The 19,959-nt window shown below is 71.3% G+C and carries 24 protein-coding genes; 11 read left to right on the top strand and 13 right to left on the bottom strand.

Features of this window, described 5'->3' with window-relative positions; genetic code table 11:
- Nucleotides 1-15: 15 nt before the first annotated feature.
- The 4 genes from DRB89_RS14535 (at nucleotide 16) to DRB89_RS14520 (ending at nucleotide 3,360) form a co-directional block, all read left to right on the top strand.
- On the top strand, nucleotides 16-1,077 hold the full coding sequence (locus DRB89_RS14535) for an AI-2E family transporter (protein WP_239516138.1): 1,062 nt from the start codon (nucleotides 16-18) through the stop codon (nucleotides 1,075-1,077).
- A 92-nt stretch (nucleotides 1,078-1,169) separates the two neighbouring features.
- Nucleotides 1,170-2,075, top strand: a complete 906-nt coding sequence (locus DRB89_RS14530; RefSeq protein WP_239516137.1) for an NAD(P)-dependent oxidoreductase — start codon at nucleotides 1,170-1,172, stop codon at nucleotides 2,073-2,075.
- Between the two features lie 68 nt (nucleotides 2,076-2,143).
- Nucleotides 2,144-3,061 (top strand): RNA polymerase sigma-70 factor, encoded by a 918-nt coding sequence (locus DRB89_RS14525; protein WP_112448866.1) that lies wholly within the window; start codon nucleotides 2,144-2,146, stop codon nucleotides 3,059-3,061.
- Nucleotides 3,058-3,360: a hypothetical protein gene (locus tag DRB89_RS14520; RefSeq protein WP_112448867.1), complete on the top strand. Its 303-nt coding sequence runs from the start codon at nucleotides 3,058-3,060 to the stop codon at nucleotides 3,358-3,360. The genes DRB89_RS14525 and DRB89_RS14520 overlap by 4 nt, the downstream gene beginning before the upstream one ends.
- Before the next feature lie 74 nt (nucleotides 3,361-3,434).
- On the opposite strand, the gene DRB89_RS14515 is transcribed toward DRB89_RS14520, so the two are convergent.
- The 7 genes from DRB89_RS14515 to DRB89_RS14490 all read right to left on the bottom strand — a co-directional run bounded on the left by DRB89_RS14515 (nucleotide 3,435) and on the right by DRB89_RS14490 (nucleotide 7,996).
- Nucleotides 3,435-4,436 carry a pirin family protein gene (locus tag DRB89_RS14515; protein WP_112448868.1) on the bottom strand — a complete coding sequence of 334 codons (1,002 nt, stop codon included), beginning with the start codon at nucleotides 4,434-4,436 and terminating at the stop codon, nucleotides 3,435-3,437.
- A 160-nt stretch (nucleotides 4,437-4,596) separates the two neighbouring features.
- Nucleotides 4,597-4,953 carry a hypothetical protein gene (locus DRB89_RS42905; RefSeq protein WP_162688580.1) on the bottom strand — a complete coding sequence of 119 codons (357 nt, stop codon included), beginning with the start codon at nucleotides 4,951-4,953 and terminating at the stop codon, nucleotides 4,597-4,599.
- Between the two features lie 2 nt (nucleotides 4,954-4,955).
- Nucleotides 4,956-5,339, bottom strand: coding sequence for a hypothetical protein (locus DRB89_RS14510; RefSeq protein ID WP_162688579.1), 384 nt, complete (start codon nucleotides 5,337-5,339; stop codon nucleotides 4,956-4,958).
- Between the two features lie 131 nt (nucleotides 5,340-5,470).
- Nucleotides 5,471-6,430: a helix-turn-helix domain-containing protein gene (locus DRB89_RS14505; RefSeq protein WP_112448870.1), complete on the bottom strand. Its 960-nt coding sequence runs from the start codon at nucleotides 6,428-6,430 to the stop codon at nucleotides 5,471-5,473.
- Between the two features lie 23 nt (nucleotides 6,431-6,453).
- Entirely contained in the window at nucleotides 6,454-6,906 is a 453-nt protein-coding gene (locus tag DRB89_RS14500; RefSeq protein WP_112448871.1) for an SseB family protein, read from the bottom strand.
- Nucleotides 6,907-6,954: 48 nt separating this feature from the next.
- The gene (locus DRB89_RS14495; RefSeq protein ID WP_112448872.1) at nucleotides 6,955-7,158 is read right to left on the bottom strand and encodes a DUF397 domain-containing protein; all 204 of its coding nucleotides are present in this window, start codon (nucleotides 7,156-7,158) and stop codon (nucleotides 6,955-6,957) included.
- Nucleotides 7,139-7,996, bottom strand: coding sequence for a helix-turn-helix transcriptional regulator (locus tag DRB89_RS14490; RefSeq protein ID WP_112448873.1), 858 nt, complete (start codon nucleotides 7,994-7,996; stop codon nucleotides 7,139-7,141). Before DRB89_RS14490 ends, DRB89_RS14495 begins: the two co-directional genes overlap by 20 nt.
- Before the next feature lie 114 nt (nucleotides 7,997-8,110).
- On the opposite strand from DRB89_RS14490, the gene DRB89_RS14485 reads away from it, so the two are divergent.
- The 5 genes from DRB89_RS14485 to DRB89_RS14465 all read left to right on the top strand — a co-directional run bounded on the left by DRB89_RS14485 (nucleotide 8,111) and on the right by DRB89_RS14465 (nucleotide 13,012).
- The gene (locus DRB89_RS14485; RefSeq protein WP_112448874.1) at nucleotides 8,111-8,317 is read left to right on the top strand and encodes a hypothetical protein; all 207 of its coding nucleotides are present in this window, start codon (nucleotides 8,111-8,113) and stop codon (nucleotides 8,315-8,317) included.
- Nucleotides 8,314-8,727 carry an ATP-binding protein gene (locus DRB89_RS14480; RefSeq protein WP_112448875.1) on the top strand — a complete coding sequence of 138 codons (414 nt, stop codon included), beginning with the start codon at nucleotides 8,314-8,316 and terminating at the stop codon, nucleotides 8,725-8,727. Before DRB89_RS14485 ends, DRB89_RS14480 begins: the two co-directional genes overlap by 4 nt.
- A gap of 67 nt (nucleotides 8,728-8,794) precedes the next feature.
- Entirely contained in the window at nucleotides 8,795-10,621 is a 1,827-nt protein-coding gene (locus DRB89_RS14475; RefSeq protein ID WP_112448876.1) for an acyl-CoA dehydrogenase, read from the top strand.
- A 199-nt stretch (nucleotides 10,622-10,820) separates the two neighbouring features.
- The gene (locus DRB89_RS14470) at nucleotides 10,821-11,561 is read left to right on the top strand and encodes a hypothetical protein (protein WP_112448877.1); all 741 of its coding nucleotides are present in this window, start codon (nucleotides 10,821-10,823) and stop codon (nucleotides 11,559-11,561) included.
- Nucleotides 11,562-11,716: 155 nt separating this feature from the next.
- The gene (locus DRB89_RS14465) at nucleotides 11,717-13,012 is read left to right on the top strand and encodes a M18 family aminopeptidase (protein WP_112448878.1); all 1,296 of its coding nucleotides are present in this window, start codon (nucleotides 11,717-11,719) and stop codon (nucleotides 13,010-13,012) included.
- 30 nt (nucleotides 13,013-13,042) lie between these two features.
- On the opposite strand, the gene DRB89_RS14460 is transcribed toward DRB89_RS14465, so the two are convergent.
- The 4 genes from DRB89_RS14460 to DRB89_RS14440 all read right to left on the bottom strand — a co-directional run bounded on the left by DRB89_RS14460 (nucleotide 13,043) and on the right by DRB89_RS14440 (nucleotide 17,125).
- Entirely contained in the window at nucleotides 13,043-14,881 is a 1,839-nt protein-coding gene (locus tag DRB89_RS14460; protein WP_112448879.1) for an NHL domain-containing thioredoxin family protein, read from the bottom strand.
- Between the two features lie 165 nt (nucleotides 14,882-15,046).
- Nucleotides 15,047-15,682 (bottom strand): hypothetical protein, encoded by a 636-nt coding sequence (locus DRB89_RS14455; RefSeq protein WP_239516136.1) that lies wholly within the window; start codon nucleotides 15,680-15,682, stop codon nucleotides 15,047-15,049.
- Nucleotides 15,660-16,190, bottom strand: a complete 531-nt coding sequence (locus tag DRB89_RS44495) for a recombinase family protein (RefSeq protein WP_239516785.1) — start codon at nucleotides 16,188-16,190, stop codon at nucleotides 15,660-15,662. The genes DRB89_RS14455 and DRB89_RS44495 overlap by 23 nt, the downstream gene beginning before the upstream one ends.
- 131 nt (nucleotides 16,191-16,321) lie before the next feature.
- Entirely contained in the window at nucleotides 16,322-17,125 is an 804-nt protein-coding gene (locus tag DRB89_RS14440; protein ID WP_112448882.1) for a hypothetical protein, read from the bottom strand.
- 32 nt (nucleotides 17,126-17,157) lie between these two features.
- On the opposite strand from DRB89_RS14440, the gene DRB89_RS14435 reads away from it, so the two are divergent.
- The gene (locus DRB89_RS14435; protein ID WP_112448883.1) at nucleotides 17,158-17,673 is read left to right on the top strand and encodes an LURP-one-related family protein; all 516 of its coding nucleotides are present in this window, start codon (nucleotides 17,158-17,160) and stop codon (nucleotides 17,671-17,673) included.
- Here DRB89_RS14435 and DRB89_RS14430 read toward each other — a convergent pair.
- Both DRB89_RS14430 and DRB89_RS14425 read right to left on the bottom strand, forming a co-directional pair.
- Complete coding sequence (locus DRB89_RS14430; RefSeq protein WP_112448884.1) at nucleotides 17,670-18,131, bottom strand: hypothetical protein; 462 nt, start codon at nucleotides 18,129-18,131, stop codon at nucleotides 17,670-17,672. The two genes, DRB89_RS14435 and DRB89_RS14430, sit on opposite strands and share 4 nt — an antisense overlap.
- 55 nt (nucleotides 18,132-18,186) lie before the next feature.
- A complete protein-coding gene (locus DRB89_RS14425) occupies nucleotides 18,187-18,966 on the bottom strand; it encodes a carbon-nitrogen family hydrolase (RefSeq protein WP_112448885.1) in 780 nt (259 codons plus the stop codon).
- Nucleotides 18,967-19,121: 155 nt separating this feature from the next.
- Between DRB89_RS14425 and DRB89_RS14420 the strand changes: the two genes are divergently transcribed.
- Nucleotides 19,122-19,952, top strand: a complete 831-nt coding sequence (locus DRB89_RS14420; RefSeq protein WP_112448886.1) for a maleylpyruvate isomerase family mycothiol-dependent enzyme — start codon at nucleotides 19,122-19,124, stop codon at nucleotides 19,950-19,952.
- Nucleotides 19,953-19,959: the final 7 nt, after the last annotated feature.

Below are 19,959 nucleotides of genomic sequence, written 5' to 3'. Positions count from 1 at the left end.
TGCTTGGATACAGCCGTGCCGACTTCCCTGCTGCCCGAGCCCGTGCGCCGAGTCGCCGCCTGGTGCCTCGTCGTCCTCCTCGTCGCCGCCGTGCTGGCCCTCTTCGTATGGCTGTGCACCGTCTTTAGGACGGTCGTCACGCCCGTCCTGCTCGCCGTGCTCGGCACGGCCCTGCTCGGGCCGCTGCACCGGCGGCTGGTCGGCATGAAGGTCAACCGCTCGCTCGCCGCGGCCCTCACCTGCCTGGCCGTGGTCGCGGTGGTCGGCGGGGCCTCGTACGTCGTCGTCCTCGCGCTCATCGAGACCGGCGACCAGATCATCGACTCCCTGAAGCGGGCCGGCAAGGGCCTCGCGGACCACTTCGGGGCGCTCGGGACCTCCGTCGAGGACATCGCCGAGAACTCCAAGGACCTGCTCACCAAGTTCGGCGGCACGGCCGCCTCCGGCGTGGTCGCGGGGCTCAGCGTGGTCGGGACGATGATCGCGACGGCCCTGCTGGCCCTGGTCCTGATCTTCTTCTTCCTCCGCGACTCCCACCGGGCCGTGGGAACGCTGCGCTCCATGGTGCCGAGCAGCGCGGGCGACCCGATGGAGGCGATGGGGCGGCGCGCCTACGGGGCCGTCGAGGGCTTCATGCGCGGGACCACCTTCGTGGCCCTGGTCGACGCCGTGCTGATCGGCGCGGGCCTGCTGGTCCTGGACGTGCCGGGCGCCGTGGGCCTGGCCGCCCTGGTGTTCGTCACCGCCTACATCCCCTACCTCGGCGCCTTCCTCTCCGGCGCCGTGGCGGTCCTCGTCGCCCTCGCCGACCGGGGCTGGGTGATCGGCCTGTGGGCGCTGGGCCTGGTGCTGGCGGTCCAGATGATCGAGGGGTACGTGCTCCAGCCCCTGGTGCAGAGCCGCACGGTGCAGATGCATCCGGCGGTGGTCATGCTCGCGATCACCGCCGGGGCGAGCGTCGCCGGCATCCTGGGGATGCTGCTCGCCGTGCCGCTGACCGCGGCCGTCTTCGGGATCATCTCCGAACTGCGCACCCGGTACGAGACGGGTCCGGCGCAGGTCCCCCCGACCGCCTGACGCCCCGCCCCGCCCCGCCCGGCCACCTGGTGTCCTGGGCCACGCCGCGCCGCCGGGTGTCACGTTCCGCGGCGCCCGCTTGTCCCATGGGCATGACTCACACCAAGAGCGTGCTGCTGGCAGGGGCGAGCGGGGTCTTCGGGCGCCACATCGCCGAGGAGCTCACCGCGGCGGGCCACACCGTCCTGGGTCTGGGACGGGGCGCCGGGAACGCGGTGGTGGCGGACCTGATGGACCGGGAGGGCCTGCTGCGGGCCGTGGACGGGCTGGAGGTCGACACGGTCGTGCACGCGGCCACCGCGCTCGCCAGGACGCCGATGCGGCACCGGGACATGACCGCGACCGACGCGCTGCGGGTGGCGGGGACCGCCCACCTGCTTGAGGCGGCCCGGGCGGTCGGAGCCCGGCGGGTGATCGCCGAGTCGATGGCGTTCGGCTACGGCTACCGCGACTTCGGCGACCGCGTGGTCACGGAGGAGGACGTCTTCGGCCCGACCGGCCTGGACGCGCACTCCCAGCGGCACGTGGACGCCATGCGGTACAAGGAGGAGACGGTCCTGGCGGCCGACGGGATCGAGGGCGTAGCGCTGCGGTTCGGCCTGTTCTACGGGCCCGGCGGCACCGAGGCGCTGCTGGCACCGCTGCGCAGGCGCGCGCTCCCGGCGGTCGCCGACCGGGGCCGGGTGCTGCCGTGGGTCCAGCTGCGGGACGCGGCGCGCGCGGTGGCGCTGGCGGTCGGGGGCGGGCGGCCGGGGCAGGCGTACAACATCGTGGACGACACCCCGACGGGCTTCGGCGCGCACGTGAGCGCGGTCGCCGCCGCGTTCGGCGCCCCCCGGCCGGTCGCGGTCCCGGCCTGGCTGACCCGGCCGATGCCGTACGCGCACAAGATGTTCACCACCAGCCTGCGGCTCTCCAACGCGAAGGCCGCGGCCGAGCTGGGCTGGACCCCGCGGTACGCGTCCTGCGCCGAGGGCCTCGCCGCGATGGCCGGTTGACCCCGCCCGGCCGGCCGGTTGACGGTGGATGCCCGTCACGGGCGGGTGCGGTTCGGCACGATATGCCCATGACGATCACGACTGACCCGGAGCAGGACCCCTTCACCGAGCACCGGCGGCTGCTGTTCGCCACCGCCTACCGGATGCTGGGGACGGTCACCGACGCGGAGGACGTGGTCCAGGACGCCTGGCTCACCTGGAACAGGGCGGACCGCACCGGGGTGCGCCACCCGAAGGCCTACCTGGTCCGGACGGTGACCAACCTGTCCCTGAACCGGCTGACCTCGGCGCGGGCCACGCGCGAGGAGTACGTCGGCCCGTGGCTGCCGGAACCGTTGGCGGCCTCGCCCGACATCGCGGAGGGCAGCGAGCTGGCCGAGAGCGTCTCGACGGCGATGCTGGTCGTGCTGGAGACCCTGTCCCCCGCGGAGCGCGTGGTGTTCGTGCTGCACGAGGTGTTCGGGTACGCCCACGGGGAGATAGCCGGGTTCCTGGACCGGCCGGAGGCCACGGTCCGGCAGATCTCGCACCGGGCGCGCGCCCACGTACAGGCCCGCCGGCCGCGCTTCGACACCGACGGCGCCCGGCGCCGGGAGGTCACCGCGCGGTTCATGGACGCCTGCGCCGGCGGCGACCTGAACGCCGTCATGGAGCTGCTCGCCCCCGAGGTCACGGCGTGGTCGGACGGCGGCGGCAAGGTCACCGCCTCCCACCACCCGCTGCACGGCCCCACCCAGGTGGCCCGCTGGCTGCTGCGGGTCATGGCGCAGGCGAAGACGGCGGGCGCCGCCGTCACCACGGCCGTCGTCAACGGCGAGCTCGGCGTCCTGTGCCTGCTGGCGGACGCGCCCGTGGGCGCGCTCACCTTCGACCTGGAGGACGACCTCCTGCGCAACCTCCGCTTCCAGGTCAACCCGGACAAGCTGACCGGCCTGATCCGGCCAGACTTCCCCGCACGGACGACGAAGACAGAGGACCCCCGATGACCGACACCACGTCCGACCGCCACGAACGCACCCGCACCGGTACCGGCGCCGGCGAAGCCGCGTGGACGCTGCCCCTGCTGTCGCTGGCCCCCGTCGCGGCCATCCGGCAGTTCACCGGGCATTCCCCGACATGGCTCGCCCTCGCCTGGGCGTTCTGCGCACTGTCCGCGGTCCTGCTGGCGGCGGGCTGGGTGACCACGATCCGCCGTGGACCCCGAAGAAGTCCCCGGGCGTGGGTCTGGTGCGTGCTCGCCCACGCGATATTCGCCGTGCAGGCCATCTGGCTGCTGCGGAGCTGAAGCCGCAACCGGCCGGGCCACCGGCCGGGGCCGGCAGCCGGTCGGGCCCGGTCGGGCCCGGCCCGGCCGGTGTGTCAGTCCTGCGCCGCCTCGCCCGTGCCGCGGTGGCCGAGGCCGGTGCGGGCGGTGGTGGGGATGCGGCCCAGGCGGCCGGCCTGGAAGTCGTCGAACGCCTGCTGCAGCTCGTGCTTGCTGTTCATCACGAACGGCCCGTAGTGCGCCATCGGCTCCCGGATCGGACGTCCGCCGAGCAGGACGATCTCCAGGTCCGGGGCGTTGGAGTCCTGGGCCTCGTCCGCCCGCAGGGTCAGCGAGCCGCCCTCGCCGAAGACCGCGGTCTGCCCGGTGTGGATCGGCCTGCGGTCCTCGCCGACCGAGCCGCGCCCGGCCAGTACGTACGCCAGGGCGTTGAAGTCCTCGCGCCAGGGGAGGGTGAGCCGCGCGCCGGGGGTGACCGTCGCGTGGATCATCGTGATCGGGGTGTGGGTGATGCCGGGGCCCTGGTGGCCGTCCAGCTCGCCGGCGATCACCCGGAGCAGGGCGCCGCCGTCCGGGGTGGAGAGCAGCTGGACCTGGCCGCCGCCGATGTCCTGGTAGCGCGGGGGCATCATCTTGTCGGAGGCCGGGAGGTTCACCCACAGCTGGAGGCCGTGGAAGAGCCCGCCGGACACGACGAGGGCCTCCGGCGGGGCCTCGATGTGCAGGAGGCCGGACCCGGCGGTCATCCACTGGGTGTCGCCGCCGTTGATGACTCCGCCGCCGCCGTTGCTGTCCTGGTGGACGAAGGTTCCGTCGATCAGGTAGGTGACGGTCTCGAAGCCGCGGTGGGGGTGCCAGGGGGTGCCCTTGGGCTCGCCCGGCGCGTACTCCACCTCACCCATCTGGTCCATCATGATGAACGGGTCGAGGTACTGGTAGTTGATCCCGGCGAACGCGCGTCGTACCGGGAATCCCTCGCCCTCGAAACCCCCCGGGGCGGTCGTGACGGCCAGCACCTTGCGGGCGGTCGTCGTCTCCTGGGCGGGCTCCGCGACGCGCGGGAGCGTCAACGGGTTCTCCACAGTCACTGCAGGCATGGTCGGAACCTCCTTCTGGCGTCGAGTTTAGTTGAAACCCGAACTTTCTGCCACCCGCCAGAACAGCCCGCCCTCCCGCCGCATTCCCGGCCCGGAAACACGCGTACGCCCGCCCCTGCCGCGCGGTCCGCGCGGTGGGACGGGCGTACCCGTACCGATCCTAGATCATGACGGCGATCATGGTCGGCGCCACGACGTCCACCCAGCCGTGGGGCAGGACGTCCACACACCCGCCGGGAGTGCCGGTGACCGGGCCGCAGACCCGCACGAGGCCGGCGTCACGGTTGTTGAGCACCCGGAGGGTCCCCATCTGCGGGTAGGGGAAGTAGGTGGAGCCCGGGTACATCACGAGCGACGGGCGGCCCGCCGGCCAGCTCCCGCCCTCCCCGTAGAGGCACGCCGTGCCCGCCGGGCACCCCCGCACCTGCACGGCCGCCTCGGCCCCCACCGCGCCGACCGTGGCCACCGCTCCCAGGGCGAGCGCGAGCGCCGCCCCCGCCCTGGCGATCCGGCGCACGGCTACCAGGTCGCGATCACGATGGAGTTGATCGGCGACAGGTTCTCGGGCCAGCCGTCGCCCGGGCGCATCTTGGGCAGGCAGTCGGTGCCGTTGCTGTTGCGACACAGCTTCACGGTCCAGCCGCCCGTCTGGTTGTTGTAGACGATGTGCTGGCCCTCCTGGTTGTAGAGCTTGTGCACACCCTGGGTCGTGTACCGCTGGTTCCACGGCACCGGCTCGTTCCAGTTCGTGCCCCGGTAGATGCAGACCGCGCCGGACGGGCAGCCGAAGGAGTCGGCCGCCTGCGCCGGGCCCGCCGCCAGGACCCCCGTGCCCAGCGCCAGCACCCCCGCGACCGCCGACGTCATGACCTTCGTGCGGATGGATGTACGCGTACGAGCCATCAATGCCTCCTGGTGGATGAGGCGGGGAGCCCCCCGTGTTCCAGCTCCCCGCGGCACCCACTCTCGGACGCGGCCCGCGCCGCCGCGATCCTTTCGGGCAGCGCCGAAAGGAAGCCCGTCCGCCCGTCCGCTCAGGCGCCGCTGTGCAGGAGGTCCACGCCCAGCGCCGTCGCGGAGTGCAGGACCGCCTTGCCGTCGCGGGCCGTGGTGATCAGGCCGGCCGCGCGCAGGGTGCGGGTGTGCTCCGAGACCGAGGGCAGGCTGATGTCGAGGTCCCGGGCCAGCTCGGACGTGGTCCGCTGCTGGATCAGCAGCTGGAGGACGGCTGCCCGCGTCCGCCCCAGCAGCGCGTCCAGCGCGCCGTCCGCCCGCTCCGGGGACACCAGCGGCAGCGGGGTCATCGCGGGGTAGAGGAGTACGTACGTCCCGTCCGGGTGGTCGTCCAGCAGCGGGCGGCCCGTCCAGAACGGCGAGGGCATCAGCACCAGCCCGCGCCCGCCGAGCCGGACCTCGTAGTCCGGCGGCCGGCCCACCTCGAAGACGGTGCCCGACCAGTCGGCCGCGGGGTGCGTGCTCGCCAGGCAGGCCTTGATCCCGTGGGCGGCCAGCAGCCGGGTCCGCCAGGCCACGTCCGCCTGGAAGGACTGGCGGATCCGCGGCCACTGCGGGGCGATGAGCACCTCGTACGCGGACCGGATCGCGGTGTCCAGCTGGTCCCAGGCCTCCCGGTCCTGGCTCCAGAGGGCACGCAGCCACGACGGGGAGCCGGGTGCGCGGGTGGCGGCGCGGGTCAGCCCCTCGGGGGTGAGGAAGGGCACCCGGTCCCGGATGACGGTGAGGCCCTCCTCCAGGCTGCGCGCGTACGGCTCCACGAAGTGCGGGTTGTCCCCGTCGGGCCGCAGCAGGTCGAACAGCGGCCGCACCCGGCCCGGCAGCTGCTGGGCTGCGAGGCTGCGCCAACGGCCGAAAACCGCCTGCTCGTCCGTGCGCTGCGCGGCGACGAGCGCGAGGGCCAGCTCCACGAGGGGCAGCGGCTCGCTCGCGAAGGTGACGTTGAAGAGGTCCTCGGCCTCGAAGTGCACGCGCAGCATGTCCGCCCCCGTGCCGTCGGTGGTCAGCCGTACATGCGGCGCATGGCGTAGTCGACCATCTGCTCGACCGCCTTCGCGTCGAAGACCATCCGGTGGTCGCCCTCCATGTCGAGGACGAAGCCGTAGCCGGTGGGCAGCAGGTCGATCACCTCGGCGCCGGTGATCACGAAGTACTTGGACTCCTTGCCGGCGTACCGGCGGAGCTCCTTGAGCGTGGTGAACATCGGGATGACCGGCTGCTGCGTGTTGTGCAGCGCCAGGAAGCCCGGGGTCTCGCCGCGCGGGCAGTAGACCTTCGAGGAGGCGAAGATCTGCTGGAAGTCCTCGGCGGACAGCGACCCGGTCGTGAAGGCGCGCACCGCGTCCGCGAGGGAGGGCGGCGAGGGCTCGGGGTACAGCGGCGGCGCGTAGCCCTGCTGGGGCTGCGCGTATTGCTGCTGCTGCCCTGCGCTCACGTTCTGGTCGTAGCCGTACATGGACCGAAGCCTACCGATGGCGTGGCCCGCCGGGACGACGAGTTCCGGTCAGTGGCCCTTCAGCCCCTCGACGAAGCCCGCCCATGCGGTGGCCCCGATCACCAGGACGGGCCCGTCCTGCACCTTGGAATCCCGGACCGGGACGATCCCGACCAGGCCGTCAGCGACCTCGACGCACACTCCGCCGTCGGTATTGCTGTAACTGCTCTTGCGCCAGCGCGCAGAGCTCAAGTCAACGTGTCTGTTTGCCATTTCGGAAGTCCTCTGCGGCCGCCTCGATCATGGCGAGGGACACCTCTGGCGGCAGCGCGGCAGCCCTCAAAAGATCGTACGACCTTCGGTAGCGCTTCACGATGGCCGGATCATCGATGGTGACACCGCTGTGCAGAGACTCCGTATAGACGAGCGGAGGAGCGTCACCGAAGGTCAAGATGAGGACGGTACCGGCCGACATGAAGGGATGCGCTCCAGCGTTCCACGGAAGGATCTGTGGAACGACTCGCCGCCGCCGCCCCAGGGTGGTGACGCGGTCGAGCTGGTCCGCCATCCCTTCCGGCGGAAGCACCGGCAGCCGTAGCAGCGATTCATGGAGGATCACCCAGTACTCCGCCGCCCTCTGGTCGTCCTCGAAGAGACGTGCCCGCCCCAATCGGGCGTTGACCTTCACGTCGGTCTCGTCCAAAGGCTCCAGGGGGCGTTCCGCCCGGAAGAGCGCCCGCATGTACGCCTCGGTCTGCAGTACGCCCGGAAGCACAATCGGGCACCACTCATCGATCGTTTCCGCCAGCTGCTCAGCCTCCAGAACCCTCTCGGCATACTTGGCCTGACCGATGGTCCGCGCCTTGCGCACGTCCTCGCACCGGCGCTCGAAGAACCCGTCCGCCCTCAGGACCCGGTCCACGTGCTGCGCCAGGTCCAGAGGCATGCGCCGCCGACCGTGCTCGATCTCGCTCAGGTAGCTGACCCCGTAGAAGCTGCCCTCGACGGCCTGTTGGAGCGTGAGCCCCGCCCCCTCGCGCCGCCAGCGCAACTCCTTGCCGTAGAAGGCCGGCACGCTCACCGAGCCGTCAATGTCCTTGCTCGCGGCCATCCTCGGAGCCTGCCTTCCACACTTCGCACTGTGGACTCGAAACTCTTCCCACGCTACGCCGGGGCACGCCAGCCTGTGAGCAGTTCGTCACTCCCCGCTGCGAAGGAATCCGCCATGAGCGACCACCCCCACGACCGCGAGGCGACCACGGCCCTCGAAAACCTCCGCGCCGCCCTCGCGGGCCACGGGATCACGCTCCCCTCCCTCGACCTCCAGCTCCTCTCCTACGCCGGGCGCTACAGCTCCACCCCCCTCATCACCCTCGGCAACTGCAACGCCGCCACCGCGCAGCGCCTCGCCGACGCCCTGGCCATGCCGTGACCGGCCTCACCATCCGGCTGCTCGCCACCCCCGGCGCCGTACCCCTCGCCCGCCACGCAGTGCGGGAGCATCTCGGACCCGGGGCGTCCGCCGACACGGAGCTCTGTGTGAGCGAGCTGCTCACCAACGCGCTCGCCCACCTCGGCCCCGGCACGCCCGTCACGCTGCGGATCACCGGAAGGGCAGCCCGTACGCGGGTCGAGCTCACCGACCCCGATCCGCGGGAACCCGTACTCCGGCAGGCGGCCGACACCGAGGAGTGCGGGCGGGGGCTGGCGCTGCTGGCCGCCGTGGCGCTGGAATGGGGCGTCCGGCCCGAAGGGGCCGGCGGGAAGACCGTCTGGTGTGAGCTCGAACTTGACCCTGGTCACAGTCCGACCGGAAGGGTTGCCGTTATTACCGGCGGGTAGCATCATTACGTTACCGATTGGTATGCACGAAGAACCACTCTCACCGAGCCTTAACGGAGCCGTCGCCATGGGGCACTACAAGTCGAATCTCCGCGACATCGAGTTCAACCTCTTCGAGGTGCTCGGGCGCGACAAGCTGTACGGCACCGGACCGTTCGGTGAGATGGACACCGAGACCGCCAAGACCATCCTCAGCGAGATCACCAAGCTCTCCGAGAACGAGCTGGCCGCCTCCTTCGAGGACGCGGACCGCAACCCGCCGGTCTTCGACCCCACCACGAACACCGCGCCCGTCCCGGCGTCCTTCAAGAAGAGCTACAAGGCCTTCATGGACTCCGAGTACTGGCGCCTGGGCCTGCCCGAGGAGATCGGCGGCACCACCTCGCCCCGCTCGCTCATCTGGGCCTTCGCCGAGACGATCCTGGGTGCGAACCCGGCCGTCTGGATGTACTCCTCCGGCCCGGCGTTCGCCGGCGTCCTCTTCGAAGAGGGCAACGAGGTACAGAAGAAGATCGCCGCGCTCGCGGTCGAGAAGCGCTGGGGCTCCACCATGGTCCTCACCGAGCCGGACGCCGGCTCGGACGTCGGCGCCGGCCGCACCAAGGCGGTCGAGCAGGCGGACGGCTCCTGGCACATCGAGGGCGTCAAGCGCTTCATCACGTCCGGTGAGCACGACATGGAGGAGAACATCCTCCACTACGTCCTCGCGCGCCCCGAGGGCCACGGCCCGGGCACGAAGGGCCTGTCCCTCTTCCTGGTCCCGAAGTTCCACTTCGACTGGGAGACCGGCGAGCTGGGCGAGCGCAACGGCGTCTACGCGACGAACGTCGAGCACAAGATGGGCCTCAAGGCCTCCAACACGTGCGAGATGACCTTCGGCGACCAGCACCCCGCCAAGGGCTGGCTGATCGGTGACAAGCACGACGGCATCCGCCAGATGTTCATGATCATCGAGTTCGCCCGGATGATGGTCGGCACGAAGGCCATCGCGACCCTGTCGACCGGCTACCTGAACGCGCTGGAGTACGCCAAGGAGCGCGTGCAGGGCCCGGACCTGGCCGAGTTCATGGACAAGGCGGCCCCCAAGGTCACCATCACGCACCACCCCGACGTGCGCCGCTCGCTCATGACGCAGAAGGCGTACGCCGAGGGCATGCGCGCCCTGGTCCTGTACACCGCGTCCATCCAGGACGAGATCCAGGTCAAGCAGGCCGCCGGCGAGGACACCAAGTCCCTCGTGGGTCTGAACGACCTGCTCCTGCCGATCGTGAAGGGCTACGGCTCCGAGAAGTCCTACGAGCAGCTCGCGCAGTCGCTCCAGACCTTCGGCGGTTCCGGTTACCTGCAGGAATACCCGATCGAGCAGTACATCCGCGACGCCAAGATCGACACCCTCTACGAGGGCACCACGGCCATCCAGGGCCAGGACTTCTTCTTCCGGAAGATCGTCCGCGACCAGGGCGCCGCCCTGAACGTCCTCTCCGAGACGTTCAAGAAGTTCCTGGCCGAGGGCCCCGGCGGCGAGGACCTCGCCCCGGCCCGCGACGCGCTCGCCAAGGCGGCCGTCGACCTGGAGGCCATCGTCGGCCAGATGATCGTCGACCTCACCGCCACCGGCGAGGACGTCAAGAACATCTACAAGGTCGGCCAGAACACCACCCGCCTGCTCATGGCCTCCGGTGACGTGGTCGTCGGCTACCTGCTCCTCAAGGGCGCGGCCGTGGCCGCCGAGAAGCTGCCGACCGCCTCCCCCAAGGACGTGCCGTTCTACACCGGCAAGATCGCGGCGGCGAAGTTCTTCGCCGCCCAGGTCCTGCCCGGCGTCTCGGTCGCCCGCGCGCTCGCCGAGAGCGTCGACAACACCCTGATGGAGCTCGACGAGGCCGCCTTCTAGGCCCCGTCCTCCCCATCCCACAGCTGTACGCGGTGTACGTACGCGCCGACGGCCGGGTCCTCCGCACGGGGGCCCGGCCGTCGGCGTGCGCCGGGGCGGGCGCGGTCAAGGGGCGCTCCGACGGCCACCGAGGGGCCCCGTACCGCCTGTGGGCTGCGGGGTTCCCGGGTTGTCGGTGCTTCGTGGGACGCTCGGGGGTATGAGTCCACAGGAGCAGCAGCGCGGCAGCAGGGGGTACTCCGTCCCGACGGGGCGGCCCTATGCCCTCAAGGAGCTGCAGTCCGCCGTGGGCAGCCTCGGCGACCACCTCAAAGAGCTCTACGACGGTGCCCACCCCACCGAGTACGAGTCCGTCGCCGACGCCCTCTACACCGCCTTCCAGACCGCCTCCGGGCTCGCGCCCGCCAAGAGCTACACCGGCTGTCCGGAGCACCCCAACGGCGCGCTGGACCCCGAGGCGCCCGAGGGCTGGGGCCGCTGCCTCATCTGCAACGACCGGCGGCGCCTGGGCATGCGCGCCCAGGGCGCCCGGGCGGCCGCCGCCGCCCCGCCCGCCGGGGAGCAGCGCCGGCTGGGCTACCCCGTGCCCGACCCCCCGTACACGCTCCAGGCGCTGCGCGAGCGCCTGCGCGCGGTCGAGGACCGGCGCTTCCACCTGAGCCTGGGATCGCCGCCCGAGGACTTCGTCGCGATGGCCGACGACCTGCACCGCGCCTTCATCGTGGCCCGCGAACTGTCCCGGCCGCGCAACGCCTCCGGCTGCTCCGAGCACCCCGGTGCGCCCATCGATCCCGACGCACCACCGGGTGAGGCCTGTATCTTCTGCGCCGGACGCAAAAGACGCGCACAGCGCTCCGCGCAGACCCCGGAGATGCTCCCGCGCATCCGCCGGGGCGAGCGCAGACAGCTGCAGCGCCGCTTCGAGCGTCCGCCGGGCTGACAAGCGGCCTCGGGGAAGTGCGGCGCGGAGACGTGCCCCTCTTCCCCGGGGCCGCTCGGCCCCGGGGTCCGGGCCACACCCCTCCCGTTCCCCTTCCTCCGGCCATCCGCCGCAGTCCGGCCATGACGAACACGACCGTCGTTAAGGTGAACCACATGAGCTCTCCCGCCGCCCGCTTCGACCGCGGCCACACCGACGACCTGATGACCTTCCTGACGGCGAGTCCGTCGCAGTACCACGCCGTGGCCAACGCGGCCGAGCGGCTGGAGAAGGCCGGATTCAGGCAGTTGGCCGAGACGGACGCCTGGGACGCGAGCACCGGGGGCAAGTTCGTACTCCGCGGCGGCGCGATCATCGCCTGGTACGTGCCCGAAGGCGCTGCCCCGCACACCCCGTTCCGGATCGTCGGCGCGCACACCGACTCCCCCAACCTCCGCGTCAAGCCGCTGCCCGACACCGGCTCGCAGGGCTGGCGGCAGATCGCCGTGGAGATCTACGGCGGCACCCTGCTCAACACCTGGCTCGACCGGGACCTGGGCCTGGCCGGGCGGTTGACCCTGCACGACGGGACCGACCGGCTCGTCAACATCGACCGCGCGCTGATGCGCGTGCCCCAACTCGCCGTCCACCTGGACCGGTCGGTGAACACCGACGGGCTCAAGCTCGACAAGCAGCGCCACATGCAGCCGATCTGGGGCCTGGGCGATGTCCACGAGGGCGACCTGATCGCCTTCCTGGAGGACGAGGAAGAACTGGAGCGCGGCTCCGTCGCCGGCTGGGACCTGATGGTCCACTCGATCGAGCCGCCCGCCTACCTGGGCCGCGACCGCGAGCTGCTGGCCGGCCCGCGCATGGACAACCTGCTGTCCGTGCACGCGGGCGTCGTCGCGCTGGCGGCGGCCTCGGCCGCCGAGAAGCTCGACCACATCCCCGTACTGGCCGCCTTCGACCACGAGGAGAACGGCTCGCAGTCGGACACCGGCGCGGACGGGCCGCTGCTGGGCAACGTGCTGGAACGTTCAGTCTTCTCGCGCGGCGGCACCTACGAGGACCGCGCGCGGGCCTTCGCCGGTGCCATCTGCCTCTCCTCGGACACCGGCCACGCCGTGCACCCCAACTACGCGGAGCGGCACGACCCCTCGCACCACCCGCGCGCCAACGGCGGCCCGATCCTCAAGGTCAACGTCAACCAGCGGTACGCGACGGACGGCAGCGGGCGGGCGGTGTTCGTGAACGCCTGCGAGCGGGCCGGCGTGCCGTGGCAGACCTTCGTCTCCAACAACTCGATGCCGTGCGGCACGACGATCGGCCCGATCACCGCCGCCCGCCACGGCATCCAGACCGTGGACATCGGCGTGGCCATCCTGTCGATGCACAGCGCCCGCGAACTGTGCGGCGCGGACGACCCGTACCTCCTGGCCAACACGATGGTGGCGTTCCTGGAGAGTTAGGCCGTCCGCGCGGCCGGCTGCGGCCGGGGCTCAGTCGTCCATGCCGGCGAGGACGAGGGGGAGCCGGGCGACACCCTGCGGGGTGATCCGTACCGGCACCCCCCAGTCCTGCTGGTGGACGTGGCAGGCGGGGTACTCGTTCTCCGGGTCGTCGTCGCAGGACGCGGCCATCGCGGAGACGTGCAGGACCCCCTCGGTGACGTCGGGGTTCAGCGCGAGCTCCCGGAACAGGTCGGTCCCGGCCCCGTCCCCGGCCGCCAGCAGTCCGGGCGGGGTCGAGGAGACCAGCAGCCGGGTCGAGGGCCCGTAGCGGGTGTCGAGCTTCTGCCCGGACGGCGCCCGGAAGACGATGTCGAGGCGGAGCGTGCCGGGGGCCACCTCGGTGGCGGCCCGCTGCGTGCGGTGGGCGACCGCGTCCACCCGTACGGCTTCCTCGGGGAGCCGCAGCCGGGTCAGCCGGTGCCGGGCGGACTCGACGACGACGATGTCGTCCCCGACGAGCACGGCGTCGCTGGGCTCGCGCAGGTCGGTGGCGAGGGTGGTCACCTGCCCGGTGGCGGGGTCGTAGCGCCGCAGGGCGTGGTTGTACGTGTCGCACACCGCGACCGAGCCGTCGGGCAGCGCGGTGACCCCCAGCGGGTGCTGGAGCAGCGCCTGGGCGGCGTCGCCGTCGCGGTGGCCGAAGTCGAAGAGGCCGGACCCGACGGCGGTGGTGATCGCGTAGCCCCCGTCGACGGGGTGGACGTACCGGACCGAACTGGTCTCGGAGTCGGCGATCCACAGCCGGTTCTGCGTGGCCGCGAGCCCGGACGGCTGGGCGAACCAGGCCCCGGCGGCCGGCCCGTCGTGCAGCCCCTCGTTGGTCGTCCCGGCGGCGAGCTCCACGGTCCCCGCCTCCGGGTCCCACGTCCACAGCTGGTGGACGCCCGCCATGGCGATCCACACCTTGCCCCGCCACCAGGCCACGTCCCACGGCGAGGACAGGTCCACCCCAAGGGCCGGCCCGGAGGTCGGTGACCCCTGCCACCACTGGCGGCCGGTCCCGGCGACGGTCTCCACGGCCCCGGTCGCGGGGTCGAAGCGGCGCAGCGCGTGATTGACGGTGTCGGCGACGACCACGGTCCCGTCGGGCAGCAGGGCGAGCCCCTGCGGCTCGCTGAAGCTCTCGGCGGTGAACCCGCGCACGCCGCTGCCGACGCGCCGTACGACGCTCTCCCCGTCGGCGGCCAGCTCCACCAGCTGGTGGCGCGTCGTATCGGAGACGAGCAGGTTCCCGGAGGGCAGCACGAGCGCCTTCCCGGGGAACCGCAGGTCCCCCGCGACCGGCTCGGGCGCCACGTACGGCCCGTCCCCGCGCCGCAGCGTCCCCTTGGCCCCGTGCTCGGCCTCCAGCTCCTCGACGAGCCGCTCGATGGCGTGCGCGTGGCCCTCGCCGGCGTGCTGCGCGACGACGTACCCCTCGGGGTCGATGACGACGAGCGTCGGCCAGGCGCGGACGGCGTACTGCTTCCAGGTGGCGAGCTCGGGATCGTCGAGCACCGGGTGGTGCACCCCGTACCGCTCGACGGCGTCGACGACGGCGGAGTGCTCGGCCTCGTGCACGAACTTCGGCGAGTGCACGCCGATGATCACGACGGTGTCCCGGTGCTTCTCCTCCAGCTCCCGCAACTCGTCGAGGACGTGCAGGCAGTTCACACAGCAGAAGGTCCAGAAATCTACAACAACGCACTTACCTCGCAGGTCGGCGAGGGTGAGCTCTTTACCACCGGTGTTCAGCCAGCCGCCCTTGCCGATCAGCTCGGGGGCACGGACACGGGCACGTCGGCGGGGCGCGGGCGCGGGGGTGAGCGCCGGGGCAGCATCGTTCATCCTTCAAGCTTGCCATCCACCTGTGAACGCAGGATCACGCCCGTACGAAACGCCTGCTCAGGGCATACGCTCCACCACGGCTGGCAGTCCGGGGGACCAGAGGTAACCGGGCGAGAGCGTCATTCCGTCATTTCGTCACTCCTGTCCGCTGCGCGCTTGCCGTGGTCAGGTAGGAGTGTCGGTTCCCGCCGGCTCTGCCCAATGGATCTGGATGCGTTGCTCGGGGATGATGCGCTGCCCGCGCACTCCCTTGTTCACCTCAACGCGGTCTATGGCGAGCGACAGCCGTTCGCGCCGGTCCTCGTTCGTCGCGTCCGTCCATGCCTCGCGCAGAGTGACGCCATCGAGCATCGGAGACACGTCCACGGACGGCATGGGGAGCCTGTGGAGATCGCCGCGGAGGCCGTCGACACGTCCCCTCAGGCGCTCTGAAAGCCGGTTGTAGCGTTCCACGGCTGCCGCGCCACTGAACTCACCACGCACGTAGCGTGCATCCTCCAGATCAGCCAGACGGGCTCCTCGTCCTGGATCTCCGCGGTGAGCGCATCTCGTTTCGCGAAGAACCGCGCAGTAGACAAGTCCTGTGAGCAGCGCCGTCCCCTCGGGCTTCGGGCGCCGCTTTCCCGCGTGCACGAACGTTCTGGATTCCAGCGTTCGGATGATCCGTTCGCGCTCTCCGACCGTGATGATCCCCTCGCCGATCTCAATCGTGTCGAGTGTCTCGGGATCTCGGTACGGAAAGACCCTGCCCGTGTACTTCCGCTCGCCGTCGTCCGTCTCAACGGTCTCGGTCTCCGGCATCAGACCAGCGAAGGCCGGTGAACGCAGGAGCTGCATGATGCTGGCCGCGTTCCACTGCCCGCCCCTGGGCGAGAGGATCTCGTACTCGTTGAGGAGTCGGGCAATCTTGAACCAACGATGCCCCGGCGAGCGCTTCATCCGCGATCAAACGGGCGTAGACAGCGTGCTCCGGGTCGTGGACCAGCTTCTTGGTCTTCGCGTCGATGAGCAGCCCGTACGGGGGCTGTCCGCCGATCCACTGCCCCTTGCTGCGGAGGTAGCGCTTCGCATGCCCTACACGCGTGCCGAGATTCTTCGACTCGGACCGGGCGAGCTCAGCAAGCATCGCGACGACCATGCGCGCGGAGTCATTCGAGGTGTCGAGGCCGTCCACGACTGAGACGAGACGGCCGCCGGCCTCCTCGATGTCGTCCAGCACCTTGCCCACCTGGCCGCTGCCCTTGCGGGACAGACGGTCCAGTTTCCAGACGATCAGCGTGCCGACGACGCCCGCCGTGACGGCCGCCAGCGCGGCGTCGAAGCCTTTGCGCTCAACGGTCTTGTAACCGGAACGCCCTCACCCCTTCGGGACCCCGGTCCGGCTCCCGGAGCCGTTCGGGATCGACCTCGACACCAGCGAGCTCTAGGAGGTCCTGGCCGTCAGGCTCCGAAGCCTTGGAGCGAGCGGACCAGGGAAGTGATGAAGGTGTCCTGGACCTCGGTGGGGAGGAGGTCCAGGGAGAGGTACGGGTTCAGGTCCTCCAGCTCGACCAGGAGGAGCTCGCCCGAGGGAGCTCGGCAGGCGTCCACGCGCTGGATGCCGTGGTCGAGGGTGTTCCAGTCGATGAAGGTGCGGGCGAAGGCCAGGTCCGCCGGGGTGGGCTCGTAGGGGGTCAGCTCCCAGCGGCGGTCCGGGTCGGGGGCGTACAGGGCGTACTGGAAGGCGTCGTCCACGAAGTAGAAGGACACCTCGTACGCGAAGTCGATGCGCGGCTGGATCAGGAACTCTCCCGGTGCGCAGTCCGGGTGCGGGGTGAAGGTCAGGCCGATCGAGTCCGCGCCCTGTTTCGGCTTCACCGCGTACGAGGGGGAGGCGGGGAGGAGGGACAGGTCCGCCGGGTCGTCGATCGTCGGGATGACCGGATGGCCGGCCTTCGTCAGGTCGAGGAGGTACTGCTTGCCCGCCATGTCGCCGCGGCCCGTGAGCGGGTTGTAGACCCGGGTGCCGGCGGCGAGGGCGGCCGCGCGGAAGGAGTCGTAGGCCTCTTGGTGGTGGATGACCGGGCCGCTGTTGCGGACGACGACCGTGTCGAAGCCCTTCGGCAGAAGGGCCTCCGCGTCCAGCGGGTGGCACAGGGCCAGCGGGAAGTGCTCGCGCAGGCGCGAGGTGAGGAAGACGTCTTCGTCGCCGTAGCGGCGGCCGCGCGCCGGGTACGCCAGGTCGGTCACGTAAAGGAGTGGCATGACGCGAACCTATCGCGGGCAGCGATGACGGCATGAAATACCTGGTTCGGGACAAACTGCTGGCCGTCGGGGACGACTACTGGATCGAGGACGAGGACGGCCGGCACGCCTTCCTCGTCGACGGGAAGGCGCTGCGCTTCCGGGACACACTGGAGCTCAAGGACCCCGACGGGCGGATCCTGATCACGCTGCGGGCGAAGATGTTCGCCCTGCGCGACGCGATGACGCTGGAGCGGGACGAGCGGCGGCTCGCGGTGATCCGGAAGAAGCGGTTCTCGCTGCTGCGCAACCACTACCTGGTGGTGCTCAACGAGGGCACCGAGCTCGATGTCAGCGGGCGGATCCTGGACCGGGAGTTCAAGGTCGAGTACGACGGGGAGCTCCTCGCCCTGGTCTCCCGCCAGTGGTATCGGGTTCGCGAGACGTACGCCGTCGACGTGGTCCGCGAGGACGCGGACGCCTCGCTGCTGATCGCGGTCGCCGTGTGCGTGATCCGGATGTCCGAGAAGGAGCGCGAGGGGGACGGGGACCGGGACGGGGAGGACTAGTCGCAGCCGCGGCGGTCGCAGGTCTTGACCGGGCCCGCGCCGGGGATGCGGGCGAGGTGCTCGCGCAGGGCGGCCCGTTCGGCTTCGGTGAGGTCCGGGTCGTACGTGACCTCCAGCCGGGTCCCCGATTCGAGGGTGGCCTGGGAGGTGCTGGTCACTCCGTACTCCCAGAGGACCGGCGTCTCGCGGCCCTCTTCGTCGAAGGGGCCCGATATCTCGACGGAGTACGCGTACACGGGCCGCAGCACGTCGCGCGCGACCGGGGCCACGGCGGTCAGCAGCGCGGCGGCAGCTGCCGCGGTGACGACCGCGAGGACGCGGGCGAGGACCCGCTCCGCCGGGGCCGGCGGAGCGGACGGGGCCGGCGCCGCGGGCGGGGCCTGGGCCGCGGGCGGGGCCTGGGCCGGCTCGCCGGTCCCGGCCCTCGCCGCCTCGTCCGCCGTGTCCCCGTCCGTCATGTTCCGTGCTCACCTTTGACCTCGTGCCGACTTCGCACAAGTAAACCCCACCGGGTCAGCGTCCCAGTCGGCGGTCCTTCAGGGCCGGGAACTGCTCCCGCGTCTCGGCGACCTTCGCCGGGTCCAGCTCCACCGTCAGCACGCCCTCCCCCGGGCCCGCCTCCGCCAGGACCTCGCCCCACGGGTCGACGACCAGGCTGTGCCCGGCCTGCTCGACGCCGCCGTTCGTGCCGGACGACCCGCACGCGAGGACGTACGCCTGGTCCTCGACGGCCCGGGCCCGGTTCAGCAGGGTCCAGTGGCCGCGGCGGCGGGCCGGCCAGCCCGCGGCCACCACCATCGTCGTCGCCCCGGCGTCGACCAGGCCGCGGAAGAGTTCCGGGAAGCGAAGGTCGTAGCACGTGGCGAGGCCGAGGGTCTGCTCCGGCAGGACGACCGTGGTCAGGGACTCGCCGGCGGACATCAGGACGGCCTCGCCCTGGTCGAAGCCGAAGCGGTGGATCTTGCGGTACGTGGCCGCGAGCTCGCCCGTCGGGGAGAGGACGAGCGCGGTGTTGTAGAGCGAGCCGTCGCCCGCTCGCTCCACGATGGAGCCGGCGTGCAGCCAGACCCCGGCGTCGCGGGCCGCCTTGGACATGGCCTCGTAGGTCGGGCCGTCCAGCGGCTCCGCCTCCGTCTCGAACTGCTCGTAGGCGAAGGCCCCGATGGTCCACAGCTCCGGCAGGACGACGAGGTCGGAGGCGGACTGTTCGCGTACGAGGTCGGCGGCACGGGAGCGGCGGGAACCAGCCGACTCCCCCTCATTCACCGCGATTTGGATCAGGGAAGCGCGCACAGTACCACCGTCCTGGCATTCAAGCCGTCAACTCGGGCCTACGATCGTCACACGAAAGCACTGCCGGGGTGCTCTCCGGCAGCGTAGTTTTGAAGCCATTGCACAAGCTTCCAGAACGCGCCAACGCGCCAATGAACAGCACGCGAGGGGTCCCGTTGACCGTCCATCCGCATCCCAGCCTTCAGCCCTACGCCGACGCGTGGACCCACTCCATCGAGGCGATATCCGAGCTGGTCCTTCCGCTGACGGACGGCGCGTGGAACCGGGCGACGCCCTGCCCGAACTGGTCCGTGCGTGACGTCGTGTCACACATCATCGGCATCGAGTGCGAGCAGCTCGGCGACCCGCGGCCGATCCACACCCTCCCCCGGGACCTGCGGCACGTGGTCGACGAGTTCACCCGGTACATGGAAGTGCAGGTCGACGTACGGCGCCACCACACGGCGCCGGAGATGACCTCGGAGCTGGAGTACACGGTCATCCGCCGCTCGCGCCAGCTGCGCAACGAGAAGCGCGATCCGGACACCACGGTGCGCGGGCCGCTGGGCGAGCCGACGACGCTGGAGCACGCGCTGCGGCTGCGCGCCTTCGACGTGTGGGTCCACGAGCAGGACCTGCGGGCGGCGCTGGGGGCGCCGGGCAACTGGGACTCCCCGGGCGCGTACGTGGCGCGGGACATGCTGCTGTCCGGGCTGCCGAAGGTGGTCGCGAAGAAGGCGGGGGCGCCCGCGAACTCGGCGGTCGTCATCGACGTGCACGGCGCGCTGGAGTTCATGCGGACGGTACGGGTCGACGCGGAGGGCCGCGGCACGATCGACAAGGCCCCTTCGCTGGGGCCGGCGGTGACGCTGACGCTGGACTGGGAGACATACGTACGGCTCGCGGCGGGCCGGGTGCGGGCGCACACGGTCGCGGACCGGGTGAAGGTGGAGGGCGACCAGGCGCTGGCCGAGGCGATCCTCGCCCAGTTCTCCGTGACCCCGTAGCCGGAGC

This window comes from Streptomyces sp. ICC4, from assembly GCF_003287915.1.
Lineage (GTDB): Bacteria > Actinomycetota > Actinomycetes > Streptomycetales > Streptomycetaceae > Streptomyces > Streptomyces tritrimontium.
The sequence above is the reverse complement of the archived record's forward strand: the minus strand, read 5'-3'. Positions and strand labels throughout refer to the sequence as shown.

Coding starts and splice junctions, on each gene's coding strand:
- DRB89_RS14490 (WP_112448873.1), bottom strand. CDS start 7,996: ATGGCCGCGAGCAAGGACATTGACGGCTCGGTGAGCGTGCCGGCCTTC.
- DRB89_RS14430 (WP_112448884.1), bottom strand. CDS start 18,131: ATGACGGACGGGGACACGGCGGACGAGGCGGCGAGGGCCGGGACCGGC.
- DRB89_RS14440 (WP_112448882.1), bottom strand. CDS start 17,125: ATGCCACTCCTTTACGTGACCGACCTGGCGTACCCGGCGCGCGGCCGC.
- DRB89_RS14515 (WP_112448868.1), bottom strand. CDS start 4,436: ATGCCTGCAGTGACTGTGGAGAACCCGTTGACGCTCCCGCGCGTCGCG.
- DRB89_RS14460 (WP_112448879.1), bottom strand. CDS start 14,881: ATGAACGATGCTGCCCCGGCGCTCACCCCCGCGCCCGCGCCCCGCCGA.
- DRB89_RS14525 (WP_112448866.1), top strand. CDS start 2,144: ATGACGATCACGACTGACCCGGAGCAGGACCCCTTCACCGAGCACCGG.
- DRB89_RS14475 (WP_112448876.1), top strand. CDS start 8,795: ATGGGGCACTACAAGTCGAATCTCCGCGACATCGAGTTCAACCTCTTC.
- DRB89_RS14520 (WP_112448867.1), top strand. CDS start 3,058: ATGACCGACACCACGTCCGACCGCCACGAACGCACCCGCACCGGTACC.
- DRB89_RS14435 (WP_112448883.1), top strand. CDS start 17,158: ATGAAATACCTGGTTCGGGACAAACTGCTGGCCGTCGGGGACGACTAC.
- DRB89_RS14485 (WP_112448874.1), top strand. CDS start 8,111: ATGAGCGACCACCCCCACGACCGCGAGGCGACCACGGCCCTCGAAAAC.
- DRB89_RS14530 (WP_239516137.1), top strand. CDS start 1,170: ATGACTCACACCAAGAGCGTGCTGCTGGCAGGGGCGAGCGGGGTCTTC.
- DRB89_RS14455 (WP_239516136.1), bottom strand. CDS start 15,682: ATGCCGGAGACCGAGACCGTTGAGACGGACGACGGCGAGCGGAAGTAC.
- DRB89_RS14495 (WP_112448872.1), bottom strand. CDS start 7,158: ATGGCAAACAGACACGTTGACTTGAGCTCTGCGCGCTGGCGCAAGAGC.
- DRB89_RS14505 (WP_112448870.1), bottom strand. CDS start 6,430: ATGCTGCGCGTGCACTTCGAGGCCGAGGACCTCTTCAACGTCACCTTC.
- DRB89_RS14510 (WP_162688579.1), bottom strand. CDS start 5,339: ATGGCTCGTACGCGTACATCCATCCGCACGAAGGTCATGACGTCGGCG.
- DRB89_RS14470 (WP_112448877.1), top strand. CDS start 10,821: ATGAGTCCACAGGAGCAGCAGCGCGGCAGCAGGGGGTACTCCGTCCCG.
- DRB89_RS14465 (WP_112448878.1), top strand. CDS start 11,717: ATGAGCTCTCCCGCCGCCCGCTTCGACCGCGGCCACACCGACGACCTG.
- DRB89_RS14500 (WP_112448871.1), bottom strand. CDS start 6,906: ATGTACGGCTACGACCAGAACGTGAGCGCAGGGCAGCAGCAGCAATAC.